We start from the raw sequence: 25,138 nt of genomic DNA, 5'->3' as shown, positions 1-25,138 counted from the left end.
CCGGCGCACCGGGCCTGCGCAGGACCGGGCTCCGTCATTCAGGGTCGGGGCAGGTCGTCCCTGCGGACGCGGAACCAGCGGTGGCCGTAGCCGTCGAGCGGCAGCTTGACGGTGCCTCCCGGGCCGGGCTCGGTGGAGCCGCGCTCCAGCAGGTCCTCGAGCCAGATCGGGCCCTCGCCCTCGGTGTCGCGCGGGTCGAGCGGGAAGGAGGCGGTGACCGGGTCGGGCGAGAGGTTGTGCACGGCCACGACCGAGGACCCCGACCAGTGGCAGCGGTGCGCGAAGACCTGGCGCAGCGGCTGCTGGAGCACGGTGAAGTCGCCCCAGCCGAGCTCCGGGCACTCGCGGTAGGTCTGGATCACGTTGCGCATGAAGTTCCAGAGCGAGTCGGGGTCGCGCTTCTGGTCGGCCACGTTGACGTGCTGGGGGCCGAAGCCGTCGGGCACGGGTCGCTGCACCAGCTTGCGCGGCGGTGCGGTGGAGAACCCGCCGTTGTGCACCGGCTCCCACTGCATGGGCGTGCGGACCGCCATCCGGCCCTCGGCCGCGAGGTCCTCGCCCATGCCGATCTCCTCGCCGTAGTAGAGCGTCGGCGTGCCCGGCAGGGAGAACAGCAGGCTGTAGACCATGCGCACCCGGCGCGGGTCGCCGCCCATCATGGGGGGCAGCCGCCGCTTCAGCCCGCGCGAGTAGAGCTGCATCTCCGGCTCGGGGCCGAAGGCGGCGAAGACCTCCTGCCGCTCCTTCTCGCTCAGCTTGTCGAGGGTGAGCTCGTCGTGGTTGCGCACGAAGGTCGCCCACTGGCAGTCCTCGTGGATCGGCGGCCGAGACTTGAGCGCCTTCGTCAGCGGGCGGGCGTCCTCGCGGGCCAGCGAGAGGTACATCGCCTGCATGGTGATGAAGTCGAACATCATGTTCAGCTCGTCACCGGCGTTGCCGCCGAAGTACTGCTTCTGCTCCTTGTGCGGCAGGTTGACCTCGCCGAGCAGGATGCCGTCGCCGCGCCGGCGGCCGAGGAAGGCCCGCAGCGCCTTGAGGTACTCGTGCGGGTCGCCCGGCACGTCGTCGCCGGCGGTGTCGACGTCGGCGATGAGGAAGGGCACGGCGTCGACGCGGAAGCCGGCGATGCCCACCTGGAGCCAGAACCCGATCGACTTGGCGATCTCGTCACGGACCGCGGGGTTGGCGAAGTTGAGGTCGGGCTGGTGCTTGTAGAAGTGGTGGAGGTACCACTCGCCCGTCTTCTCGTCGAGCTCCCAGATGCTGTCTTCCTTGTCGGGGAAGACGACCTTGGCCTTGGTGTCGGGCGGCGGGTCGGAGCGCCAGACGTAGTAGTCGCGGTAGGGGTTGTCCTTGCTCCGCCGGGCTGCCTTGAACCACGGGTGCTTGTCGGACGTGTGGTTGACGACGAGGTCGGCGATCACCCGGATGCCGCGGTCGCCCGCGGTGCGGATCAGCTCGACGAGGTCTCCGTGGGTGCCCAGCCGGCTGTCGACGCCGAACAGGTCGGTGACGTCGTAGCCGTCGTCGCGGTCGGGCGTGGGGTAGAACGGCATGAGCCACAGGCAGGTGACGCCGAGCTCGGCGAGGTAGTCGATCCGCTGGGTCATGCCGACGATGTCGCCGACACCGTCGCCGTCGGAGTCGAAGTAGGTCTCGACGTCGACGCAGTAGATGACGGCGTTCTTCCACCACAGGTCGCTGGTGTTGGACAGTCGCGTGGTCACGGCTCAGCCCTTCCGCAGTTCCGGCAGCACCGTCGAGCCGAAGGCGTCGATGAAGGCCTGCTGCTCCTGACCCACGTGGTGCAGGTAGATCTCGTCGAAACCGAGCTCGGCGTACTCCGCCAGCCAGTCGCGGTGCCGGCCGAGGTCGTTGGAGACGTTGACCGGGCCGCGGACCTCCTCCGGCTGGACCTTCTGCCACAGCACGTCGAACGCCTCGGCGGTCTCGATGTCCCACGAGATCGGCGGGCCGAAGACGTTGCCGCCCCACTGCTCGTGCGCGATCGCCAGGGCCTCCTCGTCGGTCGGCGCGAACGACAGGTGCACCTGCAGCGCCATGGGCCCGGTGCCCCCGGCGCCGCGGTAGGCGTCGACGACCTCCCGCAGCGTCTCGACCGGCTGGTTGACCGTGACCAGCCCGTCGGCCCAGGCCGCCACCCGGGCGGCGCTCTCGACCGAGACGGCAGGGCCGATGAGCGGCGGCACGGGGTCGGGCAGGTCCCACACCCGCGCCCGGTCGACGGTCACCAGCCCGTCGTGGCTGACCTCCTCGCCGGCGAGCATCCGGCGGATGACGTCGACGCACTCCTCGAGCCGCTGGGTGCGGATCTCCTTGCGCGGCCAGCCGTCACCGGTGATGTGCTCGTTGCTGGCCTCGCCGCTGCCGAGCGCCACCCAGAACCGCCCCGGGAACATCTGCCCGAGCGTCGCGATCTTCTGCGCGTGGACCGCGGGGTGGTAGCGCTGCCCGGGTGCGCTGACGCAGCCGAGGCGCAGCGAGGTGGTGGCGAGCGCCGCCCCGAGCCAGGCCCAGGTGTAGCCCGAGTGGCCCTGCTTCTCGCTCCACGGCGAGAAGTGGTCGGAGCACATGGCCATGTCGAAGCCGGCCTGCTCGGCCTGCTGGACGTCGGCGAGCAGCTGCCGTGGGTTGATCTGCTCGTGCGAGGCGTGGAAGCCGTAGCGGGTCATGACAGCTCCTCCACCGGCAGGTCGTCCTGCGAGGCCTCGTGACCGGGCCGGCCCTGGGTGCGCTCGCGCTTCTTCATCTCGGCCTCGTAGACGTGCCGCTGGCCGCCCATCAGCTCGTCGCGCACGAGCTTCTCGATGCGCTGGAACTCGGCGTAGTAGCCGGAGTCGAAGGCCTCGACGATCTGGAACGTCCACATGCCGGGGAGCACGTTGCGGCCGACCATGTCGCGGTCGACGGTGTCGGCGAGCTCGTGGTGGCCTGCCTTGCGCAGCAGGTCGACGGCCTCGCTAAGGGCGAGGTCGGCGGTGCCGACGAGGCGGTGCAGGCCGTAGAGCCGACCGCGGACCTCCTCGATGGCCTCGAAGGCCTCGCTCACCTTGCCCACGGCCTCGACCGTGGCGTCGCTGGCGCCCGCTGGGCGCTTGTGCAGGGGCTCGTCGGTCATGCGCTCCAGTGTGGTGCCGGCCCGCCGAGTCCGCATGGGAAGCCGCCGGCCCGCGAACGCGCCGAGGGGGTATGCCGTGTGCTCACGGCATACCCCCTCGGCTCCTCTCGCCGTGCCCGGGTCAGGCCACGGCGTGGTCCACTCCGCGCACGACGAGCCCGTCGAGGGCGTCGTCACGGTCGACCAGCACGGTGTCGCCGTCACGCACCTCGCCCGCGAGCAGCGCCTTGGCCAGTCGGTCGCCGATCTCCTTCTGCACCAGGCGTCGCAGCGGCCGGGCGCCGTAGGCGGGGTCGTAGCCGGTGAGGGCCAGCCACTCGCGGGCCGCGTCGGTGACCTCGAGGGTGATCCTGCGCTCGGCCAGGCGGGTGGCCAGCTGGCGCACCTGCAGCTCGACGATGTGGCCGAGCTCCTCGGTGCTGAGCGGGTCGAAGACGACGACCTCGTCGAGGCGGTTGAGGAACTCAGGCTTGAACGAGGCCCGCACCGCCGACATGACGGCCTCCTTCTTGTCCTCGGTCGACATCACCGGGTCGATGAGGAACTGCGAGCCGAGGTTGGAGGTCATCACGAGGATGACGTTGCGGAAGTCGACCGTGCGGCCCTGGCCGTCGGTGAGGCGACCGTCGTCGAGCACCTGCAGCAGGATGTCGAAGGTCTCCGGGTGGGCCTTCTCCACCTCGTCGAGGAGCACGACGGAGTAGGGCCGGCGGCGGACCGCCTCGGTGAGCTGGCCGCCCTCCTCGTAGCCGACGTAGCCGGGCGGGGCGCCGATGAGGCGGGCCACGGCGTGCCGCTCGCCGTACTCGCTCATGTCGATGCGGACCATCGCCCGCTCGTCGTCGAACAGGAAGTCGGCAAGGCTCTTGGCGAGCTCGGTCTTGCCGACGCCGGTCGGTCCGAGGAAGAGGAAGCTGCCAGTCGGGCGGTCGGGATCGGCGAGGCCCGCGCGGCTGCGCCGGACGGCGTCGCTGACGGCGCGCACCGCCGCCTCCTGGCCGATGAGCCGGGCACCGATGATCGACTCCATGCTGAGCAGCTTCTCGGTCTCGCCCTGCAGCAGCCGGCCGGCCGGGATGCCGGTCCAGGCGCTGATGACCTCGGCGATGTCGTCGGCACCGACCCGCTCCTTGACCATGGTGTCCACGCGCACGGTGCCCTCGGCCTCGAGCGCGGCGTCGAGGTCGCGCTGCAGGGCCGGGATCTGGCCGTAGAGGATCGCGGACGCCTCGCCCAGCTGGCCCTCGCGCTGCAGGCGCTCGGCCTGGCTGCGGGCCTCGTCGAGGCGTGCCTTGAGCTCGCCGACCCGGTTGAGGCCGGACTTCTCCTGCTCCCAGCGGGCGTTGAGCGCGGCGAGCTGCTCGCTCTTGTCGGCGAGGGTCTTGCGCAACGCCTCGAGCCGCTCCCGGGAGGCCTCGTCGGTCTCGCTCTGCAGGTGCAGCTCCTCCATCTTCAGCCGGTCGACGGCGCGGCGGAGCTCGTCGATCTCGACCGGGCTGGAGTCGATCTCCATGCGCAGCCGCGACGCCGCCTCGTCGACGAGGTCGATGGCCTTGTCGGGCAGCTGGCGCCCGGTGATGTAGCGGTCCGACAGACTCGCAGCGGCGACGAGCGCGCTGTCCTCGATCTCGACCTTGTGGTGGGCCTCGTAGCGCTCCTTGAGGCCGCGGAGGATCGCGATGGTGTCCTCGACGCTGGGCTCGCCCACGAAGACCTGCTGGAACCGGCGTTCGAGGGCGGCGTCCTTCTCGATGTGCTCGCGGTACTCGTCGAGCGTGGTCGCGCCGACCAGGCGCAGCTCGCCGCGGGCCAGCAGCGGCTTGAGCATGTTGCCCGCATCCATCGCGCCCTCACCGGTGGCGCCGGCGCCGACGACCGTGTGCAGCTCGTCGATGAAGGTGATGATCTGGCCGTTGCTGTCCTTGATCTCCTCGAGCACGGCCTTGAGCCGCTCCTCGAACTCGCCGCGGTACTTCGCGCCCGCCACCATCGCGCCGAGGTCGAGGCTGATGAGCCGCTTGTCGCGCAGCGACTCCGGCACGTCGCCGTCGACGACGCGCTGGGCGAGGCCCTCGACGACGGCGGTCTTGCCGACGCCGGGCTCACCGATGAGCACCGGGTTGTTCTTGGTGCGCCGCGAGAGGACCTGCACGACACGGCGGATCTCGGCGTCGCGGCCGATGACCGGGTCGAGCCTGCCGTCGCGCGCCATCTGGGTCAGGTCGGTGCCGTACTTCTCGAGGGCCTCCCCGGCCTCGGCGGGCGTCTCACTGGTGACCTTCCGGCCGCCTCGCAGGGCGTCGACCTTGGCCTCCATGTCCTTGGCGCCACGCTTCTGCACGGCGGCGAGGTGGCCGGTCTCCGCGAGCGCGAGCAGGAGCAGGTCGAGCGCGAGGTAGGTGTCGCCCTTGGCCCGCATGAGGGTGTCCGCCTGCTGGAGGACCGCCGCGGCCTCCCGCCCCAGGCCCGGTGGCTGGGCGGCACCCGAGGTCGTGGGCAGCGCGCGGAGCCGCGCGTCGGCCTGCCCCAGCACGTGCGCCGCACCGGTGCCGGCGGCCTGCAGCAAGGCGTCCGCCTGCGCGGTGTCGAGCTGGATCAGGGCACTGGTGAGGTGGTCAGGGGTGATCTCGGGGTGGCCGCTGGACTGGGCGGAGCGCTGGGCGATGGCCAGGGCCTCAGCGACCTTCGCGGTCGGCTTCAACTCCATGGGTGGTGTCTCCTGTGAGGTACGTCGGTGAGATGCGTGGGCTCACGCGGTTCAACCCGCTCAAAGTTGAGTGTATTCCGCTCAACTTCGTGCTGCAGCCGGGCCTCACGGACGGTGGCGCCTCAGGGTGGTGTCGGCGACGCGGCGGCGGGCGCCACGAGGACCCGCCAGCCCTTCGGCAGCTCCGCGCTCGGCACCGCCCGCCATCCGCGGGTGTAGGCCGGACGCTCCTCGCCGGAGCGGAGCACGACGGCCACGGACTGCCGGGCGAGCGCGCCCCGCAGGTCGGCGAGGGTGAACGGCTCGTCTCCCGGGTAGCGCTTGATGACCACTGCGTCGCACCGGGCGAGGTAGGCCACCGGCGCCGACTCCCGGCCGAGCAGGACGCAGGGAGGACGGACCTCGTGGCGCTCGAGCACCTCGGCGACGCGCAGCCAGCGGTCCCGGCCGTTCTGGCTGCCCTCCGTGATGCTGCCGAGGATGCTCAGCTGCACCGTGCCGTGCGCGAGCAGGCCGACCGCCACGCCGGCGGCCACGACCGCCCGCCAGGGCCCGGCCACGGCGTTCACGAGGTGGCGCAGCGCGTGCGCCACCGGTAGGGCAAGCAGCGCGTAGGCCGGCAGCAGGAACCGTGGCGCGGCATACCCGACGAGCAGCAGGTAGGGCAGCGCCAGCACCGCCCCGGTCCACGCGGGGAGCAGGGTCACCTCCCGGCTCTCCCCGGCAGGCGTCCGGCGCAGCGCGACCCACACGGCCAGCACCACCAGCGCGAGACCGACCGCCCACAGCACCACACCGGACAGCGGGATCGGCTGCTGCTCGCGGACGCAGGGCCGGCAGAGCAGCGGCCCGTCGAAGGCCCGCAGCTAGTAGTCCGGCACGAAGCGCTCGCCGGTGCCCTGGGTGCTCAGCGCGCGCCGCACCCTGGGCCAGATGCCGTCATAGCGCTGCTGGGCCTCCACCAGCCACGGCACCGCACCGACGGCCGCCCCCGCCACGAGGGGGGCGAGGAGGCCCACCACCCTGCGTCGCCACTGCGGGTGGGCGAGCACCGCGAGGCCGAGCGCCCCGAGCAGCGGCACCGCGTCGCCCGGCCGGATCAGCGTCGTCGCCGCCACGGCGGCCCCACCTGCCCAGGGCAGCCAGGCCGGGGCCCGCCCGAGCGCGGCGCACAGGAGGGTGCCGGTGGCGAGGACGCCCGCGAGCGCGATGAGGACGTTGGGCATCAGGCTCGGCCCGTAGAACACGCTCGTCCAGAGCGACCCGAAGACCAGGGCCGCCAGCGCGACCGAGCCGTCGGGGCGCACCCTCAGCCACACGGCATACGCGGCGTAGAGCGCGAGGCTCGACAGCGCGGCGAGGTAGACCCGCAGGGCGACCGAGGAGCCGGTCAGCGCCTGCAGGGGTGCAGCCAGCCACGGCATCCCGCGGGCACGCGGCGCCGTGAACGACAGAGCCGGCCTGCGGGGGTCGTTCTGGCTGGCGTAGATGGCCTCGTCCCAGCCGAGGGGGAAGTCGGCCACGAGAAGCACCTGGACGGCGCCGAAGGCGACCGCGACACCTGCCAGCCAGGTGTGCGGCGTGATCCGATCCCCCACTCGGGCAACCCGGCCCATGGGCCGCAGTCTGCCCGCGCCGGCCGCTGACGGCGACCCTCCCACGCCGCGCGAGAGCCCCGGATTTCCTTGCCAACTCTTTACGGTCGTCACCGGCTCGCGATGACGAGGCCGACCTAGGGTCACGGGTGCCGTCGCCATCGAGGGGCCGACAGGCACGGCGGCGGCGCTCACCAACACCAGGAGGAATCAGTGCGAGTACAACGACGTACTGCGACAGCCGCGGCTGCCCTTGCCGCTGCCGGGCTGGCCGTGACCACCGTCGCCGCCGGACCGGCTTTCGCCGACAACCCGAACAACTCCCAGGAGATGCGCGCCGCCGTCACCGTCGACGGCGTGATGCGGCACCTCGAGGCGTTCCAGGAGATCGCCGACGAGAACGACGGCAACCGTGGGGCGGGTACCGCCGGCTACGACGCCTCTGGCGAGTACGTCGAGAAGGTGCTGCGGTCGGCGGGGTACGAGACCGAGCGCCAGTACTTCGACTTCGTCTACGACGAGGTCGTCTCCACCTCGCTCGACGAGGTCTCCCCCGACCAGCGGTCCATCGAGCACAACCCGATGAGCTACAGCCCCTCGACCCCGGGCGGCGGCGTCACCGCTGCCCTCGCCGCACCGACCGGCGCGGCGACCGGCTGCGAGACCTCTGACTGGGCCGGTTTCCCCGCGGGCAGCATCGCCCTGGTCAGCCGCGGAGTCTGCGCGTTCGCCGTGAAGTCGCAGATGGCCAAGGCGGCCGGCGCCCCGGCAGCGATCGTCTACAACAACGGCGACGGCGCCCTCAACGGCACCCTGGGCGGGCCCGCCGACAACTACGCGCCGATCACCGGCGTCACCAAGGCCGAGGGCGCGACGCTGCTGGGCAAGATCGCGGCCGGTGGGGTCACCGTGAAGTTCGACCTGCAGAAGATCGTCGAGGACCGTCGGACGTTCAACCTCATCGCCGAGACGACGACGGGCCGCGACGACAACGTCGTCATGCTCGGCGCGCACCTCGACTCCGTGCACGACGGCGCCGGCATCAACGACAACGGCAGCGGCTCGGCCGGCATCCTCGAGACCGCGGTGCAGCTGGCCAAGGTCAACAAGCTCAACAACAAGGTGCGGTTCGCCTGGTGGGGTGCGGAGGAGCTCGGCCTGCTCGGCTCGGAGCACTACGTCGGCGACCTCGCGGAGAACAACGAGGACGAGCTCGACCGGATCGCCACCTACCTCAACTTCGACATGATCGCCTCGCCCAACTTCAAGATCGGGGTCTACGACGCCGACCAGTCGACCTACAAGGCACCGGTCACGGTGCCCAAGGGATCGATCGAGACCGAGGACGTCCTCACGAGCTACTTCGACGGCATCGCCCAGCCCTGGGTCGACACCGAGTTCTCCGGTCGCTCGGACTACCAGGCCTTCATCGAGCACGGCGTCCCCGCCTCGGGCCTGTTCACCGGCGGCGACGGCGTGAAGACGGCCAAGGAGGTGGAGATGTTCGGCGGCACGGCCGGCATCACCTACGACCCGAACTACCACAGCCCCGCTGACGACATCACCAACGTCAACAGCACCGCGCTCGACATCATGAGCGACGCGATCGCGCACGCGACCATCACGCTGGCGCAGAGCACCGAGTCCATCAACGGGGCGCGCAGCGCCGGCAGGTCCGGCAACCCGCACCCGGTGGAGGACCACCTGCACGAGGACGTCGCCTGACGGCTCGTCCGCACCGCTGAACGTATGCCGCGCGGCAGCGCACGCGTCGCCGCGCGGCATACGGTGTGGTCGTGCCGATCCCGATGCGGGTGGCGCGGTTCAACCGCCGCGTCACCAACCGCATAGCCACCCCGCTGCTGCGCCGGCTCCCGGGCTTCGCGGTCGTGCACCACGTGGGCCGACGCTCCGGCCGCCACTACCGGACGCCGGTCAACCTCTTCCCCGCCGAGGGCGGCTACGTCATCGCCCTCACCTACGGGCCCGACGTCGACTGGCTCAGGAACGCGCTCGTCTCGGGCGGCTGCGAGCTGGAGGTGCGCGGGCGGCGGGTCCGCTGCACCTCACCCGTGGTCTTCCACGACCCCTCCGCCGCACGGATCCGCCTGCCGGGGCGCCCGATCCTGAGGCTGCTCAAGGTCGCCGACTTCGTGTCACTGTCGGCCGCCGATGGCAGCGCGCACACGGCCGTGCCCGGTTAGCCTGCCGGACATGGCCTTCTCAGCACCGACCCGGGCCGACCGCGGACGCCAGCTGGGCGTGACCGTCAGCGAGGTGCTCTGCGTGCTGGGCACCCTCGTCGGCGTTGGCGTCATCGGTGGCACGGAGGTGCCCGAGTCCTCCGGCGGCGCCCTTGCCGCGGACGCCACGCTGCTCGCCCCGGCAAGCCCCGCGTTCTCGATCTGGTCGGTGGTCTACGCCGGCCTGGCCGCCTACACCGTGTGGCAGTGGCTCCCCGACCAGGCGACCGACGAGCGGCACCGGCGCACCGGCTGGCTGGCGGCGGCCTCCATGCTCCTCAACGCCACCTGGCTGCTGGTGACCCGGCAGGGGTGGATCTGGCTGAGCGTGGTGGTGATCGCGGCCCTCGTCGTGGTGCTGGGGGTGCTGGTGCAGCGGCTGACCGAGCGACCCTCGTTCGGGTTCGTCGAGGCGGTCGTCGTCGACGGCACGTTCGGCGCCTACCTCGGCTGGGTCTGCGTGGCCACCTGCGCCAACGTCACGGCCGCCTTCGTCGCCAGCGGGGTCGACCCGGGCCCGCCTGCGAGCGAGGTGTGGGCGGTGGCGGTGCTCGCCCTCGTGGCCGGCGTCGGCGTGCTGCTCGCCCGCCGCCTCGAGGGCCGGTATGCCGTGGCCCTCGCCATCGCGTGGGGGCTGCTCTGGATCGCGGTCGGCCGGGTCGGCGACGAGCCGCAGTCGACGATCACCGCGTGGGCCGCCGTGGCGGCCGCCGTGGTCGTGGTGGTGGCGACGGCCCGGCAGAGGGCGCGGGTGCGCGGGCCGGTGGACGACACCACCACCTGACCCGGCTAGGTGGCCGGCTGGGCCTGCGGCAGGCCCAGGCCCCTAACGGCCTGGGCGACCAGCTCCTCGGGCGGCAGGGAGACGTCGAGCTCGATGCCGGACTCGTCGGGCTGCAGCGGCTCGAGCGTGGCCACCTGCGAGTCGAGCAGGCTGGCGGGCATGTAGTGCCCCGCGCGGGAGGACATCCGGTCGCGGATCACCTCCACGTGCCCGTCGAGGTGCACGAAGTCGAGCGTGGGCGGTCCGGCTGCCAGGACGTCGCGGTAGACACGACGCAGCGCCGAGCACGCGATGACGGTCGAGCGGCCCTCCGCGGCCCGCTCGGCCATCCAGGCCGCCAGGTCGCCCAACCACGGCCAGCGGTCCTCGTCCTCGAGGGGGATGCCGGCGCGCATCTTCTCCACGCTGGCGCGCGAGTGGAAGTCGTCGGCCTCGGCGAAGAGCAGCCCGGTCGCAGCGGCGATGCCGTGCGCGACCGTGGTCTTGCCCGAGCCGGACACGCCCATCACGACGACGTGCCGGGTGCCCGACCTCAGGTCGAGCGGCGTGCCACCAGCATGGACCTCCGGAGCGGTGTCGCCGGTCACGGCCTGCCGGTCACCAGTCATGGACGGTGCCGTCCTTGAGGCGGTTGAACGGCAGGTAGGCCGGCTGGTACGGGTGCTTCGCGGCAGCTTCCTCGTCGAGCTCGACGCCCAGGCCCGGCTCGTTGCCGGGGTGCAGGTAGCCGTCCTCGAAGGTGAAGGACTGCCGGAACACCTCGTTCGTCAACGGCCCGTGCTGCATGTACTCCTGGATCCCGAAGTTGTGGATCGCCAGGTCGAGGTGCAGCGCCGCGGCCATCCCCACCGGGGAGATGTCGGTCGGGCCGTGGATGCCGGACTTGATCTGGTACTGCGCCGCGAAGTCGAGCAGCTTGCGCATGGCGGTGATGCCGCCGGTGTGGGTCACCGCCGAGCGCACGTAGTCGATGAGCTGCTCGCGGATCAGGGTCTGGTAGTCCCAGACCGTGTTGAAGATCTCCCCGATCGCCAGCGGAGTCGTCGTGTGCTGGCGCACCAGCCGCAGCGCCTCCTGGTTCTCCGCCGGGGTGCAGTCCTCGAGCCAGAACAGGTCGTAGGGCTCGAGCGCCTTGCCCAGCTTGGCGGCCTGGATGGGGGTCATCCGGTGGTGCCCGTCGTGCAGCAGCGGCAGCTCCGGGCCGAACTCGCCCCGCACCGCCTCGAAGACGGTCGGGATGTGCCGCAGGTAGGCCCGGGTGTCCCAGTCCTCCTCCGCCGGCAGCGGCGCCCGCTGGGCAGGCTCGTAGTCGTAGCGCCTGCCCTCGCTGCTCGGCTGCGCGGCCACCCCGTACACCGCGTTGACCCCCGGCACCGAGGTCTGCACCCGGATCGAGCGGTAGCCCAGCTCCAGGTGCGTGCGGATCGAGTCGAACAGCTCCTGCGTGTCGCGGCCGGAGGCGTGCCCGTAGGCCATGATCCCCGTGCGCGAGGCGCCGCCGAGGAGCTGGTAGAGCGGCATCCCGGCAGCCTTGGCCTTGATGTCCCACAACGCCACGTCCACCGCCGCGATGGCGGCCATGGTCACCGGGCCACGACGCCAGTACGCCGACCGGTAGAGGAACTGCCAGGCGTCCTCGATGTTGTGTGCGTCCCGACCGAGCAGCAGCGGCACCACGTGGTCCTTCAGGTAGGACGCCACCGCGAGCTCGCGGCCGTTGAGGGTTCCGTCGCCCAAGCCGGTCAGGCCGTCCTCGGTCGTGACCTTCAACGTCACGAAGTTGCGGTCGGGGCTGGAGACGATCACGTCGGCGGCGACGATCTTCACGGGTGGACCTCTCGGTTCTGGGCTCTGGGCGGGGTGCTGGCTGTCCTCAGCGCACGGTGGCGCCGGGCGTGTGTCGTTGCAGGAGGGTGAGGTCTGCGCGGGTGGGAGCGCCCTCCCAGTCGCCGCGGGTGGAGACGGCGAAGGCGCCGGTGGTCGCCCCGCGGGCGAGGCAGTCGGCAGGGTCGAGGCCGTCGAGGACCCCGGACAGGAAGCCGGCGGTGAAGGCGTCGCCGGCGCCGATCGGGTCGACCGCCGTCACCGCGAGGGCCGGCGCGTCCACACGGCCCTCGCGGGAGTGCAGCGTGGCGCCGCGCGGACCCCGCTTCACCGCGACCTGCCGCACGCCATGGCCGAGCAGGTCGGCGACGGCTTCGTCCTCGCGGCCCTCCGCCACGAGGTCGAGCTCGTCGTCGGAGGCGATGACCAGCGTGGCCCGTCGGGCCAGCGGCGCGAGCACCTCGCGGGCTCGCTCACGGCTCCACAGGCGGCCGCGGAAGTTCACGTCGAAGGAGACCAGGACGCCTGCGGCGCATGCCGACTCGACCGCCCAGGACACGGCCTCCGCTGCACCGGCGGACAGCGCCGGGGTGATGCCGGTGACGTGCAGGACCCGCGGTGGCACCTCCAGCGCGTCGGCCACGTCGCCCTTCCCCACGGCCGACCCGGCCGATCCCCCTCGGCGGTACTCGACGCTGGTCAGGTCCGCGGTGCGCTGCTCCACGAACATCAGGCCGGTGGGCCGCTCACCGTCCACGACGGCATACCTCGTGTCCACACCCTCCGCCCGCAGCTGACGCAGCACCAGCCGGCCGAACGAGTCGTCGCCCACCCGACCGGCCCACGCGACCGTGTGCCCGAGCCGCGAGAGGCCGATCGCCACGTTGGACTCGGCTCCCGCGAGGCGGGTGGTCTGCAGACCACCCTGGACCAGCGGGCCGTCGGCCCGGAAGGAGACCATCGACTCACCGAAGGTGAGCACCTCGACGGCTGCGGGCGTCATTGCGTATGCCGTTCTGCCGCAGCGGTGTAGGCGCGGGCGCGGGTGCGCAGCGCCTCGAGGTCACCACCCGAGGCGGCATCGCCGACGAGCGGGCTGCCGACGCCGACAGCGACCGCCCCGACCGCGAGGTAGCTCCTCAGCTCGTCGAGGCCCACGCCACCCACGGCGAGGAAGGGGATGTGCGGGAACGGGTCGCGGACGGCCTTGAGGTAGGCGGGGCCACCGATCGAGGCGGGGAACAGCTTCACGGCGCTCGCGCCCTGCTGCACCGCGGTGAAGGCCTCGGTGGGGGTGAGGGCGCCGGCAGCGACCGGCAGGCCACGCTCGGCCGCCACCGCGATGGACGGCGTCACCGCAGGAGTGACGACGAACTGGGCCCCGGCAGACTCCACGTCGGCGACGTCTCCGGTCGTCAGCACGGTGCCCGCACCGATCTGGGCCCCCTCCGGCAGCTGGGCGCGGACCTGCTCGATGGCGTCGCAGGCGGCAGGGGTCGTCAGCGAGATCTCGACGAACCGCACCCCTTCGTCGAACAGCGCCAGTGCCGTCGCCACGGCCGCCTGCGTGTCGGTCCCTCGGATGATCGCCATCACCCGGGCACGGGACAGGGCCGCGACGAACTCGCCCGGCGGCATACCGGTCACCACGGCGTTCACCACTCCGCGAAGGAGCCGTCGGCGTGCCGCCACACCGGTCCCCGCCAGGCGTGCCCCCGCTTGTCGGCGGCGCGCACCGCCTGCTCGTCGACCTCGACGCCGAGTCCGGGTCCGGTCAGCCGCTCGATGTGGCCGTCGACGAACTTCAGCGGCTCGGGGTCGACGACGTAGTCGAGGACATCGGCACCCTCGTTGTAGTGGATGCCGATGCTCTGCTCCTGGATGAGGTAGTTCGGCGTCGCGAAGCCGACCTGCAGGCAGGCGGCCAGCGCCAGCGGCCCGAGCGGGCAGTGCGGAGCCAGCTGCACGTCGTAGACCTCCGCCAGCGCGGCGATCTTGCGCACCTCGGTGATGCCGCCGGCGTGCGAGAGGTCCGGCTGCGCCACGGCGATGCCGGCCTGCAGCACCGGGAGGAACTCCTGTCGGCTGTAGAGCCGCTCCCCCGTTGAGACGGGCGTGGTGGTCGAGCGGACGAACTCGCCGATGAGGTGGGAGTTCTCGGGGACGACCGGCTCCTCGAGGAAGAACGGCCGGAAGGGCTCGAGCAGCGGGGCGACGCGGCGGGCGTTGGCGAGGGTGAACCTGCCGTGGAAGTCGACCGCGACGTCGCCGTGGTGGCCGAGCACCTCACGGGCCGCCGCCACGCGCTCGACGACGCCGTCGATCTCGGCGACGGTGGCGACCGGGCTCATCCGGCCGGAAGCGTTCATCTTGACCGCGGTGAGGCCGGCCTCGACCTGCTCGGCGATGTGGTCGGCCACCTCGGCCGGCTCGTCGCCGCCGACCCAGCCGTAGACGCGGATCCGGTCGCGGACCGGGCCGCCGAGCAGCTGGTGCACCGGGGCACCGAAGTGCTTGCCGGCGATGTCCCACAGCGCCTGGTCGATGCCGGAGACGGCGCTGGCCAGGATGGGCCCACCCCGGTAGAAGGACCCCTTGGTCATCACCTGCCAGTGGTCCTCGATGCGCAGGGCATCCCTGCCGAGCACCAGCTCGGCGAGCTGGTCGACGGCGGTGCGCACCGTCTCGGAGCGTCCCTCGCAGGTGGCCTCGCCCCAGCCGACGACGCCGCCGTCGGTCTCGATGCGGACGAAGAGCCAGCGCGGGGCGACGAGGAAGGTCTCGACGCTGCGGATGGTCGTGGTCGTGGCGGACATCCGGCTCAGCCCTTCGTCGCGCCGGCGGTGAGGCCCGAGACGACGTACTTCTGGGCGAAGAGCGCGATGAGCATGATCGGCAGGGTCACTACGGTGGAGGCCGCCATCAGGCCGCCCCAGTCGATGCTGGCATAGCCGACGAAGTCGAAGATCGCGACGGGCAGCGTCTTGGTGTCGGCGCTCGAGAGCACCAGGGCGAACATGAAGTTGTTCCAGGAGAAGATGAACGACAGGATCCCGGCGGTCGCGATGCCGGGCGTCGACAGGGGCAGGGTGATCCTGCGGAACGCCCCGATCGGCGTGAGGCCGTCGACCATCGCCGACTCCTCGAGCTCGATCGGCAGGCCGTCGAAGTAGCCCATCATGATGTAGACGATCAGCGGCAGGGACACGAACATGTGGCTCAGGATCAGCACGGTGAAGCCGCCGACCATCTTGAGGTTCGAGAAGACGTAGTACCAGGGCACCAGCAGCGAAACCGCCGGGATGACGCGGGCCATCAGCACGACCAGCGCCGAGCGCCGCATCGAGAACCGGCTCATCGAGTAGGCAGCCGGCACCCCGAGCAGGATCGACAGCGCGGTCGCGGCGAAGGCGACCCAGAGGCTGTTGACGATGAACTGGACGTAGTTCGCCTGCTGGAGGACCTTGTCGTAGTTGTCCCAGGTGGGTGTGAAGACGATCGCCTTGTCGGGGTTGTAGATGTCGACGTTGGTCTTGAGGGAGGCGGCGACCATCCAGGCCAGCGGGGCCAGCAGCGCCAGCACGACGACGACCAGCGCGGCGACGCGGAAGACCTTGTACGGGGTGCGGGCGCGCATCAGGCGGCGTCCTTCCGGCGAGTGGTGACGGCCCACATCGAGCCGATGATGATGAGGAAGAAGATGATGAGCACCGCCGAGGAGACGCCGTACTCGTTGTAGTCGAAGCTCAGGCCGTAGGCGTAGACGTTGAGCGTCTCGACCTCGTGGAACGAGCCGCCCCCCTTGCCCTTGGTGGCGTAGAGGATGTCGAAGGTCTTCAGCGCGTCGATTCCGCGCAGCAGCACGGCCACGACGACGGTCGGCATGAGGAGCGGCAGGGTGACGTGGCGGAAGCGCTGCCAGGCGTTCGCCCCGTCGATCAGTGCCGCCTCCTGCGGCTCGTCGGACAGCGACGTCAGGCCGGCCAGGAGGATGAGCACGATCATCGGCGTCCACTGCCAGATGTCGATGAACATCGTCGTCGGCAGCGCGGTCTTCTCACCTGCGAGCCAGGGCCAGGGCCCGAGGCCGAACCACGCGAGGAAGCGGTTGGCCAGGCCGATGTTGGGGTCGAAGATCAGGCGCCACATCATGCCGACGGCCACGGGGGTGGCGACCAGCGGCAGCAGGATGGCGACACGCACCCATTTCTCGCCCTTGAAGGGCCGCCACAGCAGCAGGGCGATGGCCATGCCGAGCACCACCTCGACGAGCAGCACCCCACCGGTGAAGACGACGGTGCGCAGGACCGCCGGCCAGAAGCGTTCGGTGTCGCCGAGCACCTCGAGGTAGTTGGCGAAGCCGATGAACTCCGACTCCGCGCGCACCGAGCCCTCGGCGTCGGTGAGGCTGAGGTAGACCGTCCACGCCACCGGGAAGACGATGAGGACGGCGACGAACACCATTGCCGGTGCGGCGAACAGCCACTTGCGGTGGTGGTTGGCCCAGCGCGCCCAGGCCGGCGTGCTCGCCGAGGTGGTGAGGCTGGTCTCCCTCGCCGTGCTGGGAGTGGTGGTCGTGGCAGCCATGCGTGTGCTCCAGGTCGCGGGTGGTGTCGCGGGTCGTGAGGTGCTGGGGCCGGTGGGTACCGGCCCCAGGGGCCGGGTGGCCGGGTGCCCGAGAGGGGCCGGGTGGCCGGGTGCCCGAGAGGGGTCGGGCACCCGGCCGTCCGGGGTTACTTGTTCTCGTCGTCCAGGAACTTCTGGAAGGCCTCGTTGGCCGCGTCGGCCGAGGCGGCCGCGTCCTTGCCGGTGATGGCGTCGACGATCGGCTGACCGACGATCTCGCGGGCCTCGGCGACCTTGACCACGAGCGGGCGGTCGTGGCCGACACCGTTCTTGGACATCGCGGCGTTCGCCTCGACGAGGTCCTTCGGGTAGGTCGCGGTCGCGGCCGGGTCGGACGAGACAGAGGTGCGGCCGCCGGGGACTCCGGCCTTCTCGTTCTCGAGGGTCTGGGCCTTGCTGGTGGCCCACTCGATGAACTTCCAGGCGTTCTCCTGGTTCTCCGAGGACTCGTTCACGCCGAGCGCCCACGAGGGGATGTCGTAGGGCTTGGAGCCGGCCGGGCCCTCGGGGAAGGCGGCGAAGCCGACGGTGTCGCTGACCTTGGACTTGGCCGGGTCGGTGGCGTTCTTGTAGAGCGAGTTCGCCTCGGTGTAGAAGGCGGCCTTGCCCTGGGTGAAGATCGCCATCGCCTCGGGCCAGCCCATGTCGGTGCTGACGTTGGCCGGGCCGAGGTCCTTGATCAGGCCGCCGTAGAAGGCGTAGGCCTGCTTGGCCTCGGGGCTGTTGACCGCAGCCTTGCCGCTCTCGTCGACGAAGTCACCGCCGAAGGAGTAGAGGAAGCTGGAGAACTGCGTGACGGCCGGGGACTTGCCGGTGCGGGCGACGAAGCCGGCCACGCCGGGGTTGTCCGCCTTGATCTTGGCGGCCATCGACTTGAGCTCGTCGAGGGTCTTCGGCGGGTTGGTGAAGCCGGACTTCTCGAGCAGGTCCTTGCGGTAGTAGAGGACCTCCTGCTCGGTGATGAGCGGGACGCCGACGACCTTGTCCTCGTAGGTGGTGGCCTGCACCGGGCCCTGCTTGAAGTCGCTCCAGTCCCACTCCTTGTTGGCCTGGACCTTCTCCGTCAGGTCGGCGAGGTACTTGTTCTTCGCGAAGAGCTTCCCCTCCTGCAGGGGGCGGTACATCATCACGTCGAGGTCGCTCGAACCGGCGTTGAGCTTGACGTTGTACTGGTCGGACAGCTGGTCCTCACCGAGCTGGGTGATCTCGACCTTCAGGCCGGACTCCTTCTCGAACTCCGGCAGGGCCTTCTTGATGTTCTCGGTCCACACGTGGTTCGCGAGGGTGACCCGGACGGTCTTGCTGCCCGAGCCCTCCGCGTCGCCGCCACCGCATGCCGAGAGGCCGACGGCTGCCGCCACGGCCAGAGAAGTACCGATAACTGACTGACGCAACACGTCGGTCTCCGTTCCTGTCGTGGCGTCCCGCCATTGGGCCGCCGCCTGCTCGGATGCGCTACATCCGCCTAATCACCGGATGCTAGATGTCTAAATCAGATTTATGCAAGAGGTTCGACGACATGCGTATGCTTTAACCCATGACCGAGCCAGCACCGGCGCTGCCTGGGGGCACCCCCGCCTCAGCCGTCCCCGCCGCCACCGACCCGGCCGACGGCAACGGCTCCTCGGGCCTGACCGGCCTGCACGCCCAGGTGCTCGACCAGATCGGCCTCTCCATCTGCGGCGGCGAGCTGCGCCCCGGGGCGGTGCTGTACATCGACGACCTGGTCGAGAAGCACGCCGTCTCGCGCTCCGTCGTGCGCGAGGTGCTGCGAGTGCTGTCCTCGATGGGGATGGTCGCCTCGCGGCGCCGCATCGGGACGATCATCCAGCCGTCCTCCGCCTGGAACGTCTACGACCCCCAGGTCATCCGCTGGCGCCTGGCCTCGGAGGGACGGCTGGGCCAGCTGCGCTCGATCACCGAGCTGCGCGGCGCCGTGGAGCCCGAGGCGGCCCGCCTCGCGGCCGAGCGGGCCACCCCCGGCGACGCCAGCACCCTGGTGGGGCTGGCCGCCCGCATGTGGGCCGCCGGCCAGGGTGAGGACGAGGAGGAGTTCCTCGCCCTCGACATCGAGTTCCACCGCCTGGTGCTCGCCAGCTCCGGCAACGAGATGTTCCTCAAGCTGCACGAGCTGGTCGCCGAGGTGCTGACCGGCCGCCACCACTACGGCCTCATGCCGCACCACCCCCACGAGGAGGCGCTGCAGCTGCATGCCGACGTCGCCTCGGCCATCCAGCGCCACGACGGCGACCGCGCCCGCGCCGCCATGCTGCGGATCATGGAGCAGGCGATGGACGAGATGAAGGCCCTGTGGGCGCAGGCCGACGAGCACCCGCCGGCTGACGCCTAGAAGAGGCCGACGACCTCGCCGTCGTCGTCGAGGTCGATGCTCGCCGCCGCCGGGTTCCGCGGCAGGCCGGGCATGGTGCGCATCTCGCCGCTGATGGCGTAGACGTAGCCGGCGCCGGCAGCGGCCCGCACCTCACGCACCGGCAGCCGCCAGCCCGTCGGCGCACCCCGGAGGGTGGGGTCGGAGGAGATCGACAGGTGGGTCTTGGCGATCACCACCGGGAAGCCGCCGTAGCCGAGCACCTCGAAGCGCTCGAGGTCCTTGGCCGCCGTGGGTGAGAAGTCCACCCCGTCGGCGCCGTAGACGGTGGTCGCGACGGCCTCGATCTTCTCGCGCAGGGTGTCGTCGAGCTCGTAGGTGTGCCGGAACTCGTGCGGCTCGCCACAGGCGGCCACCACGGCCTCGGCGAGGTCACGGGCCCCCTTGCCGCCGTCGGACACGTGCGTGGAGACGGCCACGTGGGCGCCCTCGGCCTCGGCCACCTCGCGGATGACTGCGTGCTCGGACTCGAAGTCGGAGGGGAACGCGTTGACCGCCACCACGGGCGAGACCCCGAAGGAGCGCACGATCTCGATGTGCCGGCGCAGGTTGTCGGCCCCGGCCCGCACCGCCCGCGGGCTCTCGTGGAGCATCTCGGGCGGCAGCGGCTTGCCCGCGACGACGGTGTAGTTGCCCGAGTGGGCCTTCAGCGAGCGCACGGTCGCGACCAGCACCGCGGCGTCGGGGCTCAGGCCCGAGACCCGGCACTTGAGGTTGAAGAACCGCTCGGCGCCCATGTCGGAGCCGAAGCCCGCCTCCGTCAGGAGGTAGTCGCCGGCGTGGATGCCGATCCGGTCGGCCACCACCGAGGAGTTGCCGGTGGCGATGTTGCCGAACGGGCCGGTGTGCACGAGCACCGGTGTGTTCTCGGTGGTCTGGAGCAGGTTGGGCTTGAGCGCGTCCTTGAGCACCACCGCCATCGCACCCGCCGCCTTGAGGTCGTCGGCGGTGACCGGCCGGCCGGCATACGTGAAGCCCACGACGATGCGCCCGAGGCGCGCGCGCAGGTCCCGCAGCGACGTCGACAGGCCGAGGATCACCATGACCTCGCTGGCCGCGGTGATGTCGAACCCGCTCTGCCGCGGTACGCCGTCGATGCGGGCGCCGAGGCCCTCGACGATGTTGCGCAGGGCGCGGTCGTTGACGTCGAGCACGCGACGCCAGGCCACGCTGCGCGGGTCGAGCCCGAGCTCGTTGCCGTGGTGCAGGTGGTTGTCGACCATGGCGGCGAGCAGGTTGTGGGCGGCCGTCACCGCGTGGAAGTCGCCGGTCAGGTGGAGGTTGAGCTGCTCCATCGGCAGCACCTGGCTGTAGCCGGCCCCGGCCGCACCGCCCTTGATGCCGAAGGTCGGCCCCATCGACGGCTGTCGCAGCGCCAGCGTGGCCCGGTGCCCGAGCACCGAGAGCCCCTGGGCCAGGCCCACGGCCGTCGTCGTCTTGCCTTCGCCGAGCGGGGTGGGCGTGATGGCCGTGATGACGACGTACTTCGCGGCAGGGCGGTCGGCCAGGTCATCGACGGCCGCCAGGTCGATCTTCGCGACGTGGCGGCCATAGGGCTCGAGGCGCTCCTCCGGTATGCCGGCGGCGCGCGCCACGGTGGCGATGGGCTCGAGGTGGGCGGCGCGCGCGATCGCGAGGTCAGAGGGCAGTGACGACGTTGGCACGCAGCCAGTGTGGCCCTCCCCCGCCTGCACGACGAGGAGTTTGCCCCGGGACGGGACCCAAAGGGGCCATTGGTCCCGGCTGCTCAGAAGTGCGGTCGCCAGACGACGAGGGCCTGGGACCGGTTCGGCCGCGGCCGCTGCCCGGCCCGCATGGCGATGATCTCGCCGGCGGGGCCGACGGCGAAGACGCGCGAACCCGGCTGCGCCGCAGCACTCCTGGCGCGCTCGAGCTCCTCGCTCAGCTCGCTCACCCGGGCCCGCAGGGCGTCGACCTGGTTCTCGAGCTCGAGGATGCGCTGGATGCCGGCGAGGCTGACGCCCTCCTCCTGCGAGAGGCGCTGCACCTCGCGCAGGGTGGCGATGTCACGCGCGGAGTAGCGCCGGCCGCCGCCGCGGGTGCGCGACGGGGAGACCAGGCCGAGCCGGTCATACTGCCGCAGCGTCTGGGCGTGCATGCCGGCGAGCTCGGCCGCGACCGAGATGACGAAGACGGGGGTGTCGTCGTCAGGTGGGAAGCCGCGCAGCGTGGTCATCGCCGGTCACTCCTGCCGCGCCCGGGCGAACAGCTCGGCGCGCGGGTCCTCCCCCTGCTCCTGCGCCTGCAGCGCCTCGACCGCCTGGCGGGCCTCGTCGGTGAGGCGCTGGGGCACCACGACGTTGACGCGCGCGAGCAGGTCGCCGGGGCTGCCCTTGCGCGGCACGCCGCGACCCTTGACCCGCAGCACACGGCCGCTCGGGGTGCCCGGCGCGATGCGGACCTTGACCGGCTCCCCGGAGAGGGTGGGCACCGACACGGTGGCGCCGAGGGCGGCCTCGGCGAAGGTCACGGGCAGGTCCACGGTGAGGTTGTCGCCGTCACGGCCGAAGACGGGGTGCTTCTGCACGTCCACGGTCAGGATGAGGTCACCGCTGGGAGCGCCGTGGTCGCCGGGCTCCCCCTTGCCGGCCAGACGGATCTTCTGCCCGTCGCGCACGCCTGCGGGGATCCGCGTGGTGATGCGCCCGTTCCCGGTGCTGAGGGTGACGGTCGCACCCTCCACCGCGTCGCGGAACGGCAGCGTCGTGCGCGCGGTGAGGTTGGCCCCGCGGCGCGGGCCGGCCGGGGCGCCGAAGCCCCCGTAGGCCGGACCGCCGCCACCGAACATGCCACCGAGGATGTCCTCGAGGTTCGGCTGCGCGCCGCCTCCCCCGGTGCTGAAGCGCACCCCCGGGCCAGCACCTCCGCCGCCGAACATCGAGGAGAACACGTCCTCGAACCCGGCGCCGCCGCCCGGACCGCCCGCACCGGCACGGAAGCGGGCGCCCCCGTGCGTCATGGACCGGATGGCGTCGTACTGCTGGCGCTGCTCGGGGTCGGAGAGCACGGCATACGCCTCACCGATGTCCTTGAAGCGCTGCTCGGCCTGGGCGTCCCCGGGGTTCTGGTCAGGGTGCTCCTTGCGGGCGAGCTTGCGGTAGGCCTTCTTGACGGCCGCGGCGTCGGCGTCCTGGGGGACGCCGAGGATCGCGTAGAAGTCCTTGTCGAACCAGTCCTGGCTGGCCATGGCGTCCTCCTCTCGAACGCTCTGCGGTGGTTACTGCGGGTCGGCCACGGCGACGCGTGCCGGGCGGATCACCTGGTCGCCGGCACGGTAGCCGGGCTGGAGCACCGTGACGACCGTCGTCTCGGTGGCTCCCTCCGGCAACTCGGCCTGGGTGTGCATCAGGGCCTCGTGCCGCATGGGGTCGAACGTCTCGCCCGCCTCGCCGAACCGGGTCAGCCCGAACCTCGTCAGGGTCTGCTCGAGCTTCTCGGCGATCGAGGCGAACGGGCCGCTCCGCAGGTCGCCGTGCTCACGCGCGGCGTGGATGTCGTCGAGCACCGGCAGCAGCGTCTCGAGCACGTCCTGCACGGCGCGCTCCTGCACCATCGCGCGGTCGCGGTCGACGCGGCGCTTGTAGTTGACGTACTCCGCCTGCAACCGCTGGAGGTCGAGCAGCCGCTCGGCCGCGAGCGCGGTGTCCGGGTGGGGCTGCTCGCCCTCGGCGGCTCCGCCGGCGCCCGGCGCGGCCTGCCCGCCGTGGTGGGCCTGGTGGGCGACGGCGTCCTGCTCGTCCTCGAGCTCGGCCTCGAACTCCTCGAGGCTCTCGGCCGCCGGGGCGGCGGTGGGCGCCGAAGGCTCTGCAGCCTCCGCGCCCACCACCTCCTCGGCCTGCGTGTCGCGGGGGTCGACGTGCTCGGTCACTTCTTGTCCTCGTCGTCGTCCACGACCTCGGCGTCGACGACGTCCTCGTCAGCGCCGCCGCCGCCCTGCGCGCCGCCCTGTGCGCCGGCACCGGCGCCAGCGCCGGCCTCCGACTCGGACGCCGCGGCATACATCGCGGTGCCCAGCTTCTGCGACTCCTCGGAGAGCTTGGACGTCTTGGCCGAGATGTCCTCGGCGGTCGCGCCCGACTCCGGCTTGAGGGCGGCCTTGAGGTCCTCGAGCGCGGCGTCGACCGGGCCGCGGCCGTCGGCTGGCAGCTTGTCGGCGTTGTCGGTGAGGAACTTCTCGGTGGAGTAGACCAGCTGCTCGGCCGTGTTGCGGGCCTCGGTCTCCTCCCGCCGCTTGCGGTCCTCCTCGGCGTGCGCCTCGGCCTCCTTGACCATCCGCTCGATGTCCTCCTTGGCCAGCGCGGAGCCACCGGAGATGGTGATCTTCTGCTCCTTGCCGGTGCCGCGGTCCTTCGCGGAGACGTTGACGATGCCGTTGGCGTCGATGTCGAAGGTGACCTCGATCTGCGGCACGCCACGCGGGGCCGGGGCGATGCCGGAGAGCTCGAAGGTGCCCAGCGGCTTGTTGTGCTGCGCGATCTCGCGCTCGCCCTGGAAGACCTGGATCAGCACGCTCGGCTGGTTGTCCTCGGCGGTGGAGAACACCTCGGAGCGCTTGGTCGGGATGGCCGTGTTGCGCTCGATGAGCTTGGTGAAGAGGCCGCCCTTGGTCTCGATGCCGAGCGAGAGCGGGGTGACGTCGATGAGCAGCACGTCCTTGCGCTCACCCTTGAGGACACCGGCCTGCAGGGACGCGCCCACGGCGACGACCTCGTCGGGGTTGACGCCCTTGTTGGGCTCCTTGCCTCCGGTGAGCTCCTTGACGACGTTGCTCACGGCCGGCATGCGGGTCGAGCCACCGACGAGCACGACGTGGTCGATGTCGGACAGCGAGATGCCGGCGTCCTTGATGACGTTGTGGAACGGCTGCTTGGTGCGCTCGAGCAGGTCCTTGGTCATCTGCTCGAACTGCGCCCGAGTAATCGTCTCGTCGAGGTGGATCGGGCCGTTCTCGGACATCGAGAGGTACTGCAGCGACACGTTGGTGCTGGTCGCGGTGGACAGCTCCTTCTTGGCCTGCTCTGCCGCGTCGCGCAGGCGCTGCATGGCGATCTTGTCCTTGGACAGGTCGACGCCGCTGGTGTTCTTCACCACCGTGAGCAGGTGGCCCACGACCCGCTCGTCCCAGTCGTCGCCACCGAGCTGGTTGTCACCGCTGGTCGCGCGGACCTGGATGGTGGAGAAGCCGTCCTCGGGGTCCTTGCCGACCTCGAGGAGGGAGACGTCGAAGGTGCCGCCACCGAGGTCGAAGACGAGGATGAGCTCGTCCTCCTTGCCCTTGTCGAGGCCGTAGGCGAGGGCCGCGGCGGTGGGCTCGTTGATGATGCGCAGGACGTTTAGGCCCGCGATCTCGCCGGCCTCCTTGGTCGCTTGGCGCTCATGGTCGTCGAAGTACGCCGGCACGGTGATGACCGCATCGGTGACGTCCTCGCCGAGGTAGGCCTCCGCGTCGCGCTTGAGCTTCTGGAGGATGCGGGCGCTGATCTCCTGGGCGGTGTAGACCTTGCCGTCGATCTCGGGCGACTTCCAGTCGGTGCCCATGTGGCGCTTGACGGAGCGGATGGTCCGCTCGACGTTGGTGACGGCCTGGCGCTTGGCGATCTCGCCGACCAGGACCTCACCGCCCTTGGAGAACGCGACGACTGACGGGGTGGTGCGACCGCCCTCCGCGTTGGCGATGATCGTGGGCTCGCCGCCCTCGAGGACGGCGACAGCCGAGTTGGTGGTGCCGAGGTCGATGCCGACCGCACGTGCCATGGTGACTCTCCTGCTGGTTGGGTCAGGTGGTGGTTCTTGAGTTGCCTGCACTCAAG

The 25,138-nt window shown here is 71.2% G+C and carries 23 protein-coding genes; 4 read left to right on the top strand and 19 right to left on the bottom strand.

Features of this window, described 5'->3' with window-relative positions:
• Positions 1-38 precede the first annotated feature (38 nt).
• From P2F65_RS09855 to P2F65_RS09830, 6 genes are all read right to left on the bottom strand, one after another.
• Positions 39-1,727, bottom strand: coding sequence for an alpha-amylase family protein (locus P2F65_RS09855; RefSeq protein ID WP_275806337.1), 1,689 nt, complete (start codon positions 1,725-1,727; stop codon positions 39-41).
• Positions 1,728-1,730: 3 nt separating this feature from the next.
• Positions 1,731-2,693 carry a TIGR03885 family FMN-dependent LLM class oxidoreductase gene (locus tag P2F65_RS09850; RefSeq protein ID WP_275806335.1) on the bottom strand — a complete coding sequence of 321 codons (963 nt, stop codon included), beginning with the start codon at positions 2,691-2,693 and terminating at the stop codon, positions 1,731-1,733.
• Positions 2,690-3,139: a hypothetical protein gene (locus tag P2F65_RS09845; protein ID WP_275806333.1), complete on the bottom strand. Its 450-nt coding sequence runs from the start codon at positions 3,137-3,139 to the stop codon at positions 2,690-2,692. The genes P2F65_RS09850 and P2F65_RS09845 overlap by 4 nt, the downstream gene beginning before the upstream one ends.
• Positions 3,140-3,260: 121 nt before the next feature.
• On the bottom strand, positions 3,261-5,846 hold the full coding sequence (gene clpB / locus P2F65_RS09840; RefSeq protein WP_275806331.1) for an ATP-dependent chaperone ClpB: 2,586 nt from the start codon (positions 5,844-5,846) through the stop codon (positions 3,261-3,263).
• Between the two features lie 122 nt (positions 5,847-5,968).
• Positions 5,969-6,640 carry a hypothetical protein gene (locus tag P2F65_RS09835; RefSeq protein WP_275806329.1) on the bottom strand — a complete coding sequence of 224 codons (672 nt, stop codon included), beginning with the start codon at positions 6,638-6,640 and terminating at the stop codon, positions 5,969-5,971.
• 72 nt (positions 6,641-6,712) lie between these two features.
• Positions 6,713-7,462 carry a hypothetical protein gene (locus P2F65_RS09830; RefSeq protein ID WP_275806327.1) on the bottom strand — a complete coding sequence of 250 codons (750 nt, stop codon included), beginning with the start codon at positions 7,460-7,462 and terminating at the stop codon, positions 6,713-6,715.
• Positions 7,463-7,654: 192 nt separating this feature from the next.
• Between P2F65_RS09830 and P2F65_RS09825 the strand changes: the two genes are divergently transcribed.
• The 3 genes from P2F65_RS09825 (at position 7,655) to P2F65_RS09815 (ending at position 10,468) form a co-directional block, all read left to right on the top strand.
• Positions 7,655-9,166, top strand: coding sequence for a M20/M25/M40 family metallo-hydrolase (locus tag P2F65_RS09825; protein ID WP_275806325.1), 1,512 nt, complete (start codon positions 7,655-7,657; stop codon positions 9,164-9,166).
• Between the two features lie 71 nt (positions 9,167-9,237).
• Positions 9,238-9,645, top strand: a complete 408-nt coding sequence (locus tag P2F65_RS09820) for a nitroreductase family deazaflavin-dependent oxidoreductase (RefSeq protein ID WP_275806323.1) — start codon at positions 9,238-9,240, stop codon at positions 9,643-9,645.
• 10 nt (positions 9,646-9,655) lie between these two features.
• Positions 9,656-10,468, top strand: coding sequence for a tryptophan-rich sensory protein (locus P2F65_RS09815; protein ID WP_275806321.1), 813 nt, complete (start codon positions 9,656-9,658; stop codon positions 10,466-10,468).
• 5 nt (positions 10,469-10,473) lie between these two features.
• Here the strand turns inward: P2F65_RS09815 and P2F65_RS09810 are convergent, their stop codons facing one another.
• From P2F65_RS09810 to P2F65_RS09775, 8 genes are all read right to left on the bottom strand, one after another.
• Positions 10,474-11,076, bottom strand: coding sequence for a gluconokinase (locus tag P2F65_RS09810; protein ID WP_345803683.1), 603 nt, complete (start codon positions 11,074-11,076; stop codon positions 10,474-10,476).
• Positions 11,066-12,295 (bottom strand): D-mannonate dehydratase ManD, encoded by a 1,230-nt coding sequence (manD, locus tag P2F65_RS09805; RefSeq protein WP_275806319.1) that lies wholly within the window; start codon positions 12,293-12,295, stop codon positions 11,066-11,068. Before manD ends, P2F65_RS09810 begins: the two co-directional genes overlap by 11 nt.
• A gap of 46 nt (positions 12,296-12,341) precedes the next feature.
• Complete coding sequence (locus P2F65_RS09800; RefSeq protein ID WP_275806317.1) at positions 12,342-13,295, bottom strand: sugar kinase; 954 nt, start codon at positions 13,293-13,295, stop codon at positions 12,342-12,344.
• Positions 13,292-13,954 carry a bifunctional 4-hydroxy-2-oxoglutarate aldolase/2-dehydro-3-deoxy-phosphogluconate aldolase gene (locus tag P2F65_RS09795; protein ID WP_275806315.1) on the bottom strand — a complete coding sequence of 221 codons (663 nt, stop codon included), beginning with the start codon at positions 13,952-13,954 and terminating at the stop codon, positions 13,292-13,294. Before P2F65_RS09795 ends, P2F65_RS09800 begins: the two co-directional genes overlap by 4 nt.
• Complete coding sequence (gene dgoD / locus P2F65_RS09790) at positions 13,948-15,108, bottom strand: galactonate dehydratase (protein ID WP_275806313.1); 1,161 nt, start codon at positions 15,106-15,108, stop codon at positions 13,948-13,950. The genes P2F65_RS09795 and dgoD overlap by 7 nt, the downstream gene beginning before the upstream one ends.
• A gap of 5 nt (positions 15,109-15,113) precedes the next feature.
• Positions 15,114-15,929 carry a carbohydrate ABC transporter permease gene (locus tag P2F65_RS09785; RefSeq protein ID WP_275806311.1) on the bottom strand — a complete coding sequence of 272 codons (816 nt, stop codon included), beginning with the start codon at positions 15,927-15,929 and terminating at the stop codon, positions 15,114-15,116.
• Complete coding sequence (locus P2F65_RS09780; protein WP_275806309.1) at positions 15,929-16,879, bottom strand: sugar ABC transporter permease; 951 nt, start codon at positions 16,877-16,879, stop codon at positions 15,929-15,931. Before P2F65_RS09780 ends, P2F65_RS09785 begins: the two co-directional genes overlap by 1 nt.
• A 146-nt stretch (positions 16,880-17,025) precedes the next feature.
• Entirely contained in the window at positions 17,026-18,279 is a 1,254-nt protein-coding gene (locus P2F65_RS09775; RefSeq protein WP_275806307.1) for a sugar ABC transporter substrate-binding protein, read from the bottom strand.
• Between the two features lie 176 nt (positions 18,280-18,455).
• On the opposite strand from P2F65_RS09775, the gene P2F65_RS09770 reads away from it, so the two are divergent.
• A complete protein-coding gene (locus P2F65_RS09770; RefSeq protein ID WP_275806306.1) occupies positions 18,456-19,268 on the top strand; it encodes an FCD domain-containing protein in 813 nt (270 codons plus the stop codon).
• On the opposite strand, the gene P2F65_RS09765 is transcribed toward P2F65_RS09770, so the two are convergent.
• From P2F65_RS09765 to dnaK, 5 genes are all read right to left on the bottom strand, one after another.
• Entirely contained in the window at positions 19,265-20,971 is a 1,707-nt protein-coding gene (locus P2F65_RS09765; RefSeq protein WP_275806305.1) for a formate--tetrahydrofolate ligase, read from the bottom strand. The two genes, P2F65_RS09770 and P2F65_RS09765, sit on opposite strands and share 4 nt — an antisense overlap.
• Positions 20,972-21,054: 83 nt before the next feature.
• Positions 21,055-21,504 (bottom strand): helix-turn-helix transcriptional regulator, encoded by a 450-nt coding sequence (locus P2F65_RS09760; protein WP_275806304.1) that lies wholly within the window; start codon positions 21,502-21,504, stop codon positions 21,055-21,057.
• Between the two features lie 6 nt (positions 21,505-21,510).
• The gene (locus P2F65_RS09755) at positions 21,511-22,515 is read right to left on the bottom strand and encodes a DnaJ C-terminal domain-containing protein (RefSeq protein ID WP_275806303.1); all 1,005 of its coding nucleotides are present in this window, start codon (positions 22,513-22,515) and stop codon (positions 21,511-21,513) included.
• Positions 22,516-22,545: 30 nt separating this feature from the next.
• Positions 22,546-23,196, bottom strand: coding sequence for a nucleotide exchange factor GrpE (gene grpE, locus P2F65_RS09750; RefSeq protein ID WP_275806302.1), 651 nt, complete (start codon positions 23,194-23,196; stop codon positions 22,546-22,548).
• On the bottom strand, positions 23,193-25,082 hold the full coding sequence (gene dnaK, locus P2F65_RS09745) for a molecular chaperone DnaK (RefSeq protein ID WP_275806301.1): 1,890 nt from the start codon (positions 25,080-25,082) through the stop codon (positions 23,193-23,195). Before dnaK ends, grpE begins: the two co-directional genes overlap by 4 nt.
• Between the last annotated feature and the right edge of the window lie 56 nt (positions 25,083-25,138).

This window comes from Knoellia sp. p5-6-4, from assembly GCF_029222705.1.
Lineage (GTDB): Bacteria > Actinomycetota > Actinomycetes > Actinomycetales > Dermatophilaceae > Pedococcus_A.
This window is presented reverse-complemented; position numbering and strand designations above follow the sequence as displayed.

Bases quoted from the DNA above. Each gene is read 5' to 3' on its own strand.
- P2F65_RS09850 (WP_275806335.1), bottom strand. From the start codon at position 2,693: ATGACCCGCTACGGCTTCCACGCCTCGCACGAGCAGATCAACCCACGG.
- P2F65_RS09845 (WP_275806333.1), bottom strand. From the start codon at position 3,139: ATGACCGACGAGCCCCTGCACAAGCGCCCAGCGGGCGCCAGCGACGCC.
- clpB (WP_275806331.1), bottom strand. From the start codon at position 5,846: ATGGAGTTGAAGCCGACCGCGAAGGTCGCTGAGGCCCTGGCCATCGCC.
- P2F65_RS09830 (WP_275806327.1), bottom strand. From the start codon at position 7,462: ATGGGCCGGGTTGCCCGAGTGGGGGATCGGATCACGCCGCACACCTGG.
- P2F65_RS09815 (WP_275806321.1), top strand. From the start codon at position 9,656: ATGGCCTTCTCAGCACCGACCCGGGCCGACCGCGGACGCCAGCTGGGC.
- P2F65_RS09810 (WP_345803683.1), bottom strand. From the start codon at position 11,076: ATGACTGGTGACCGGCAGGCCGTGACCGGCGACACCGCTCCGGAGGTC.
- P2F65_RS09800 (WP_275806317.1), bottom strand. From the start codon at position 13,295: ATGACGCCCGCAGCCGTCGAGGTGCTCACCTTCGGTGAGTCGATGGTC.
- dgoD (WP_275806313.1), bottom strand. From the start codon at position 15,108: ATGTCCGCCACGACCACGACCATCCGCAGCGTCGAGACCTTCCTCGTC.
- P2F65_RS09785 (WP_275806311.1), bottom strand. From the start codon at position 15,929: ATGCGCGCCCGCACCCCGTACAAGGTCTTCCGCGTCGCCGCGCTGGTC.
- P2F65_RS09780 (WP_275806309.1), bottom strand. From the start codon at position 16,879: ATGGCTGCCACGACCACCACTCCCAGCACGGCGAGGGAGACCAGCCTC.
- P2F65_RS09770 (WP_275806306.1), top strand. From the start codon at position 18,456: ATGACCGAGCCAGCACCGGCGCTGCCTGGGGGCACCCCCGCCTCAGCC.
- P2F65_RS09760 (WP_275806304.1), bottom strand. From the start codon at position 21,504: ATGACCACGCTGCGCGGCTTCCCACCTGACGACGACACCCCCGTCTTC.
- P2F65_RS09755 (WP_275806303.1), bottom strand. From the start codon at position 22,515: ATGGCCAGCCAGGACTGGTTCGACAAGGACTTCTACGCGATCCTCGGC.
- dnaK (WP_275806301.1), bottom strand. From the start codon at position 25,082: ATGGCACGTGCGGTCGGCATCGACCTCGGCACCACCAACTCGGCTGTC.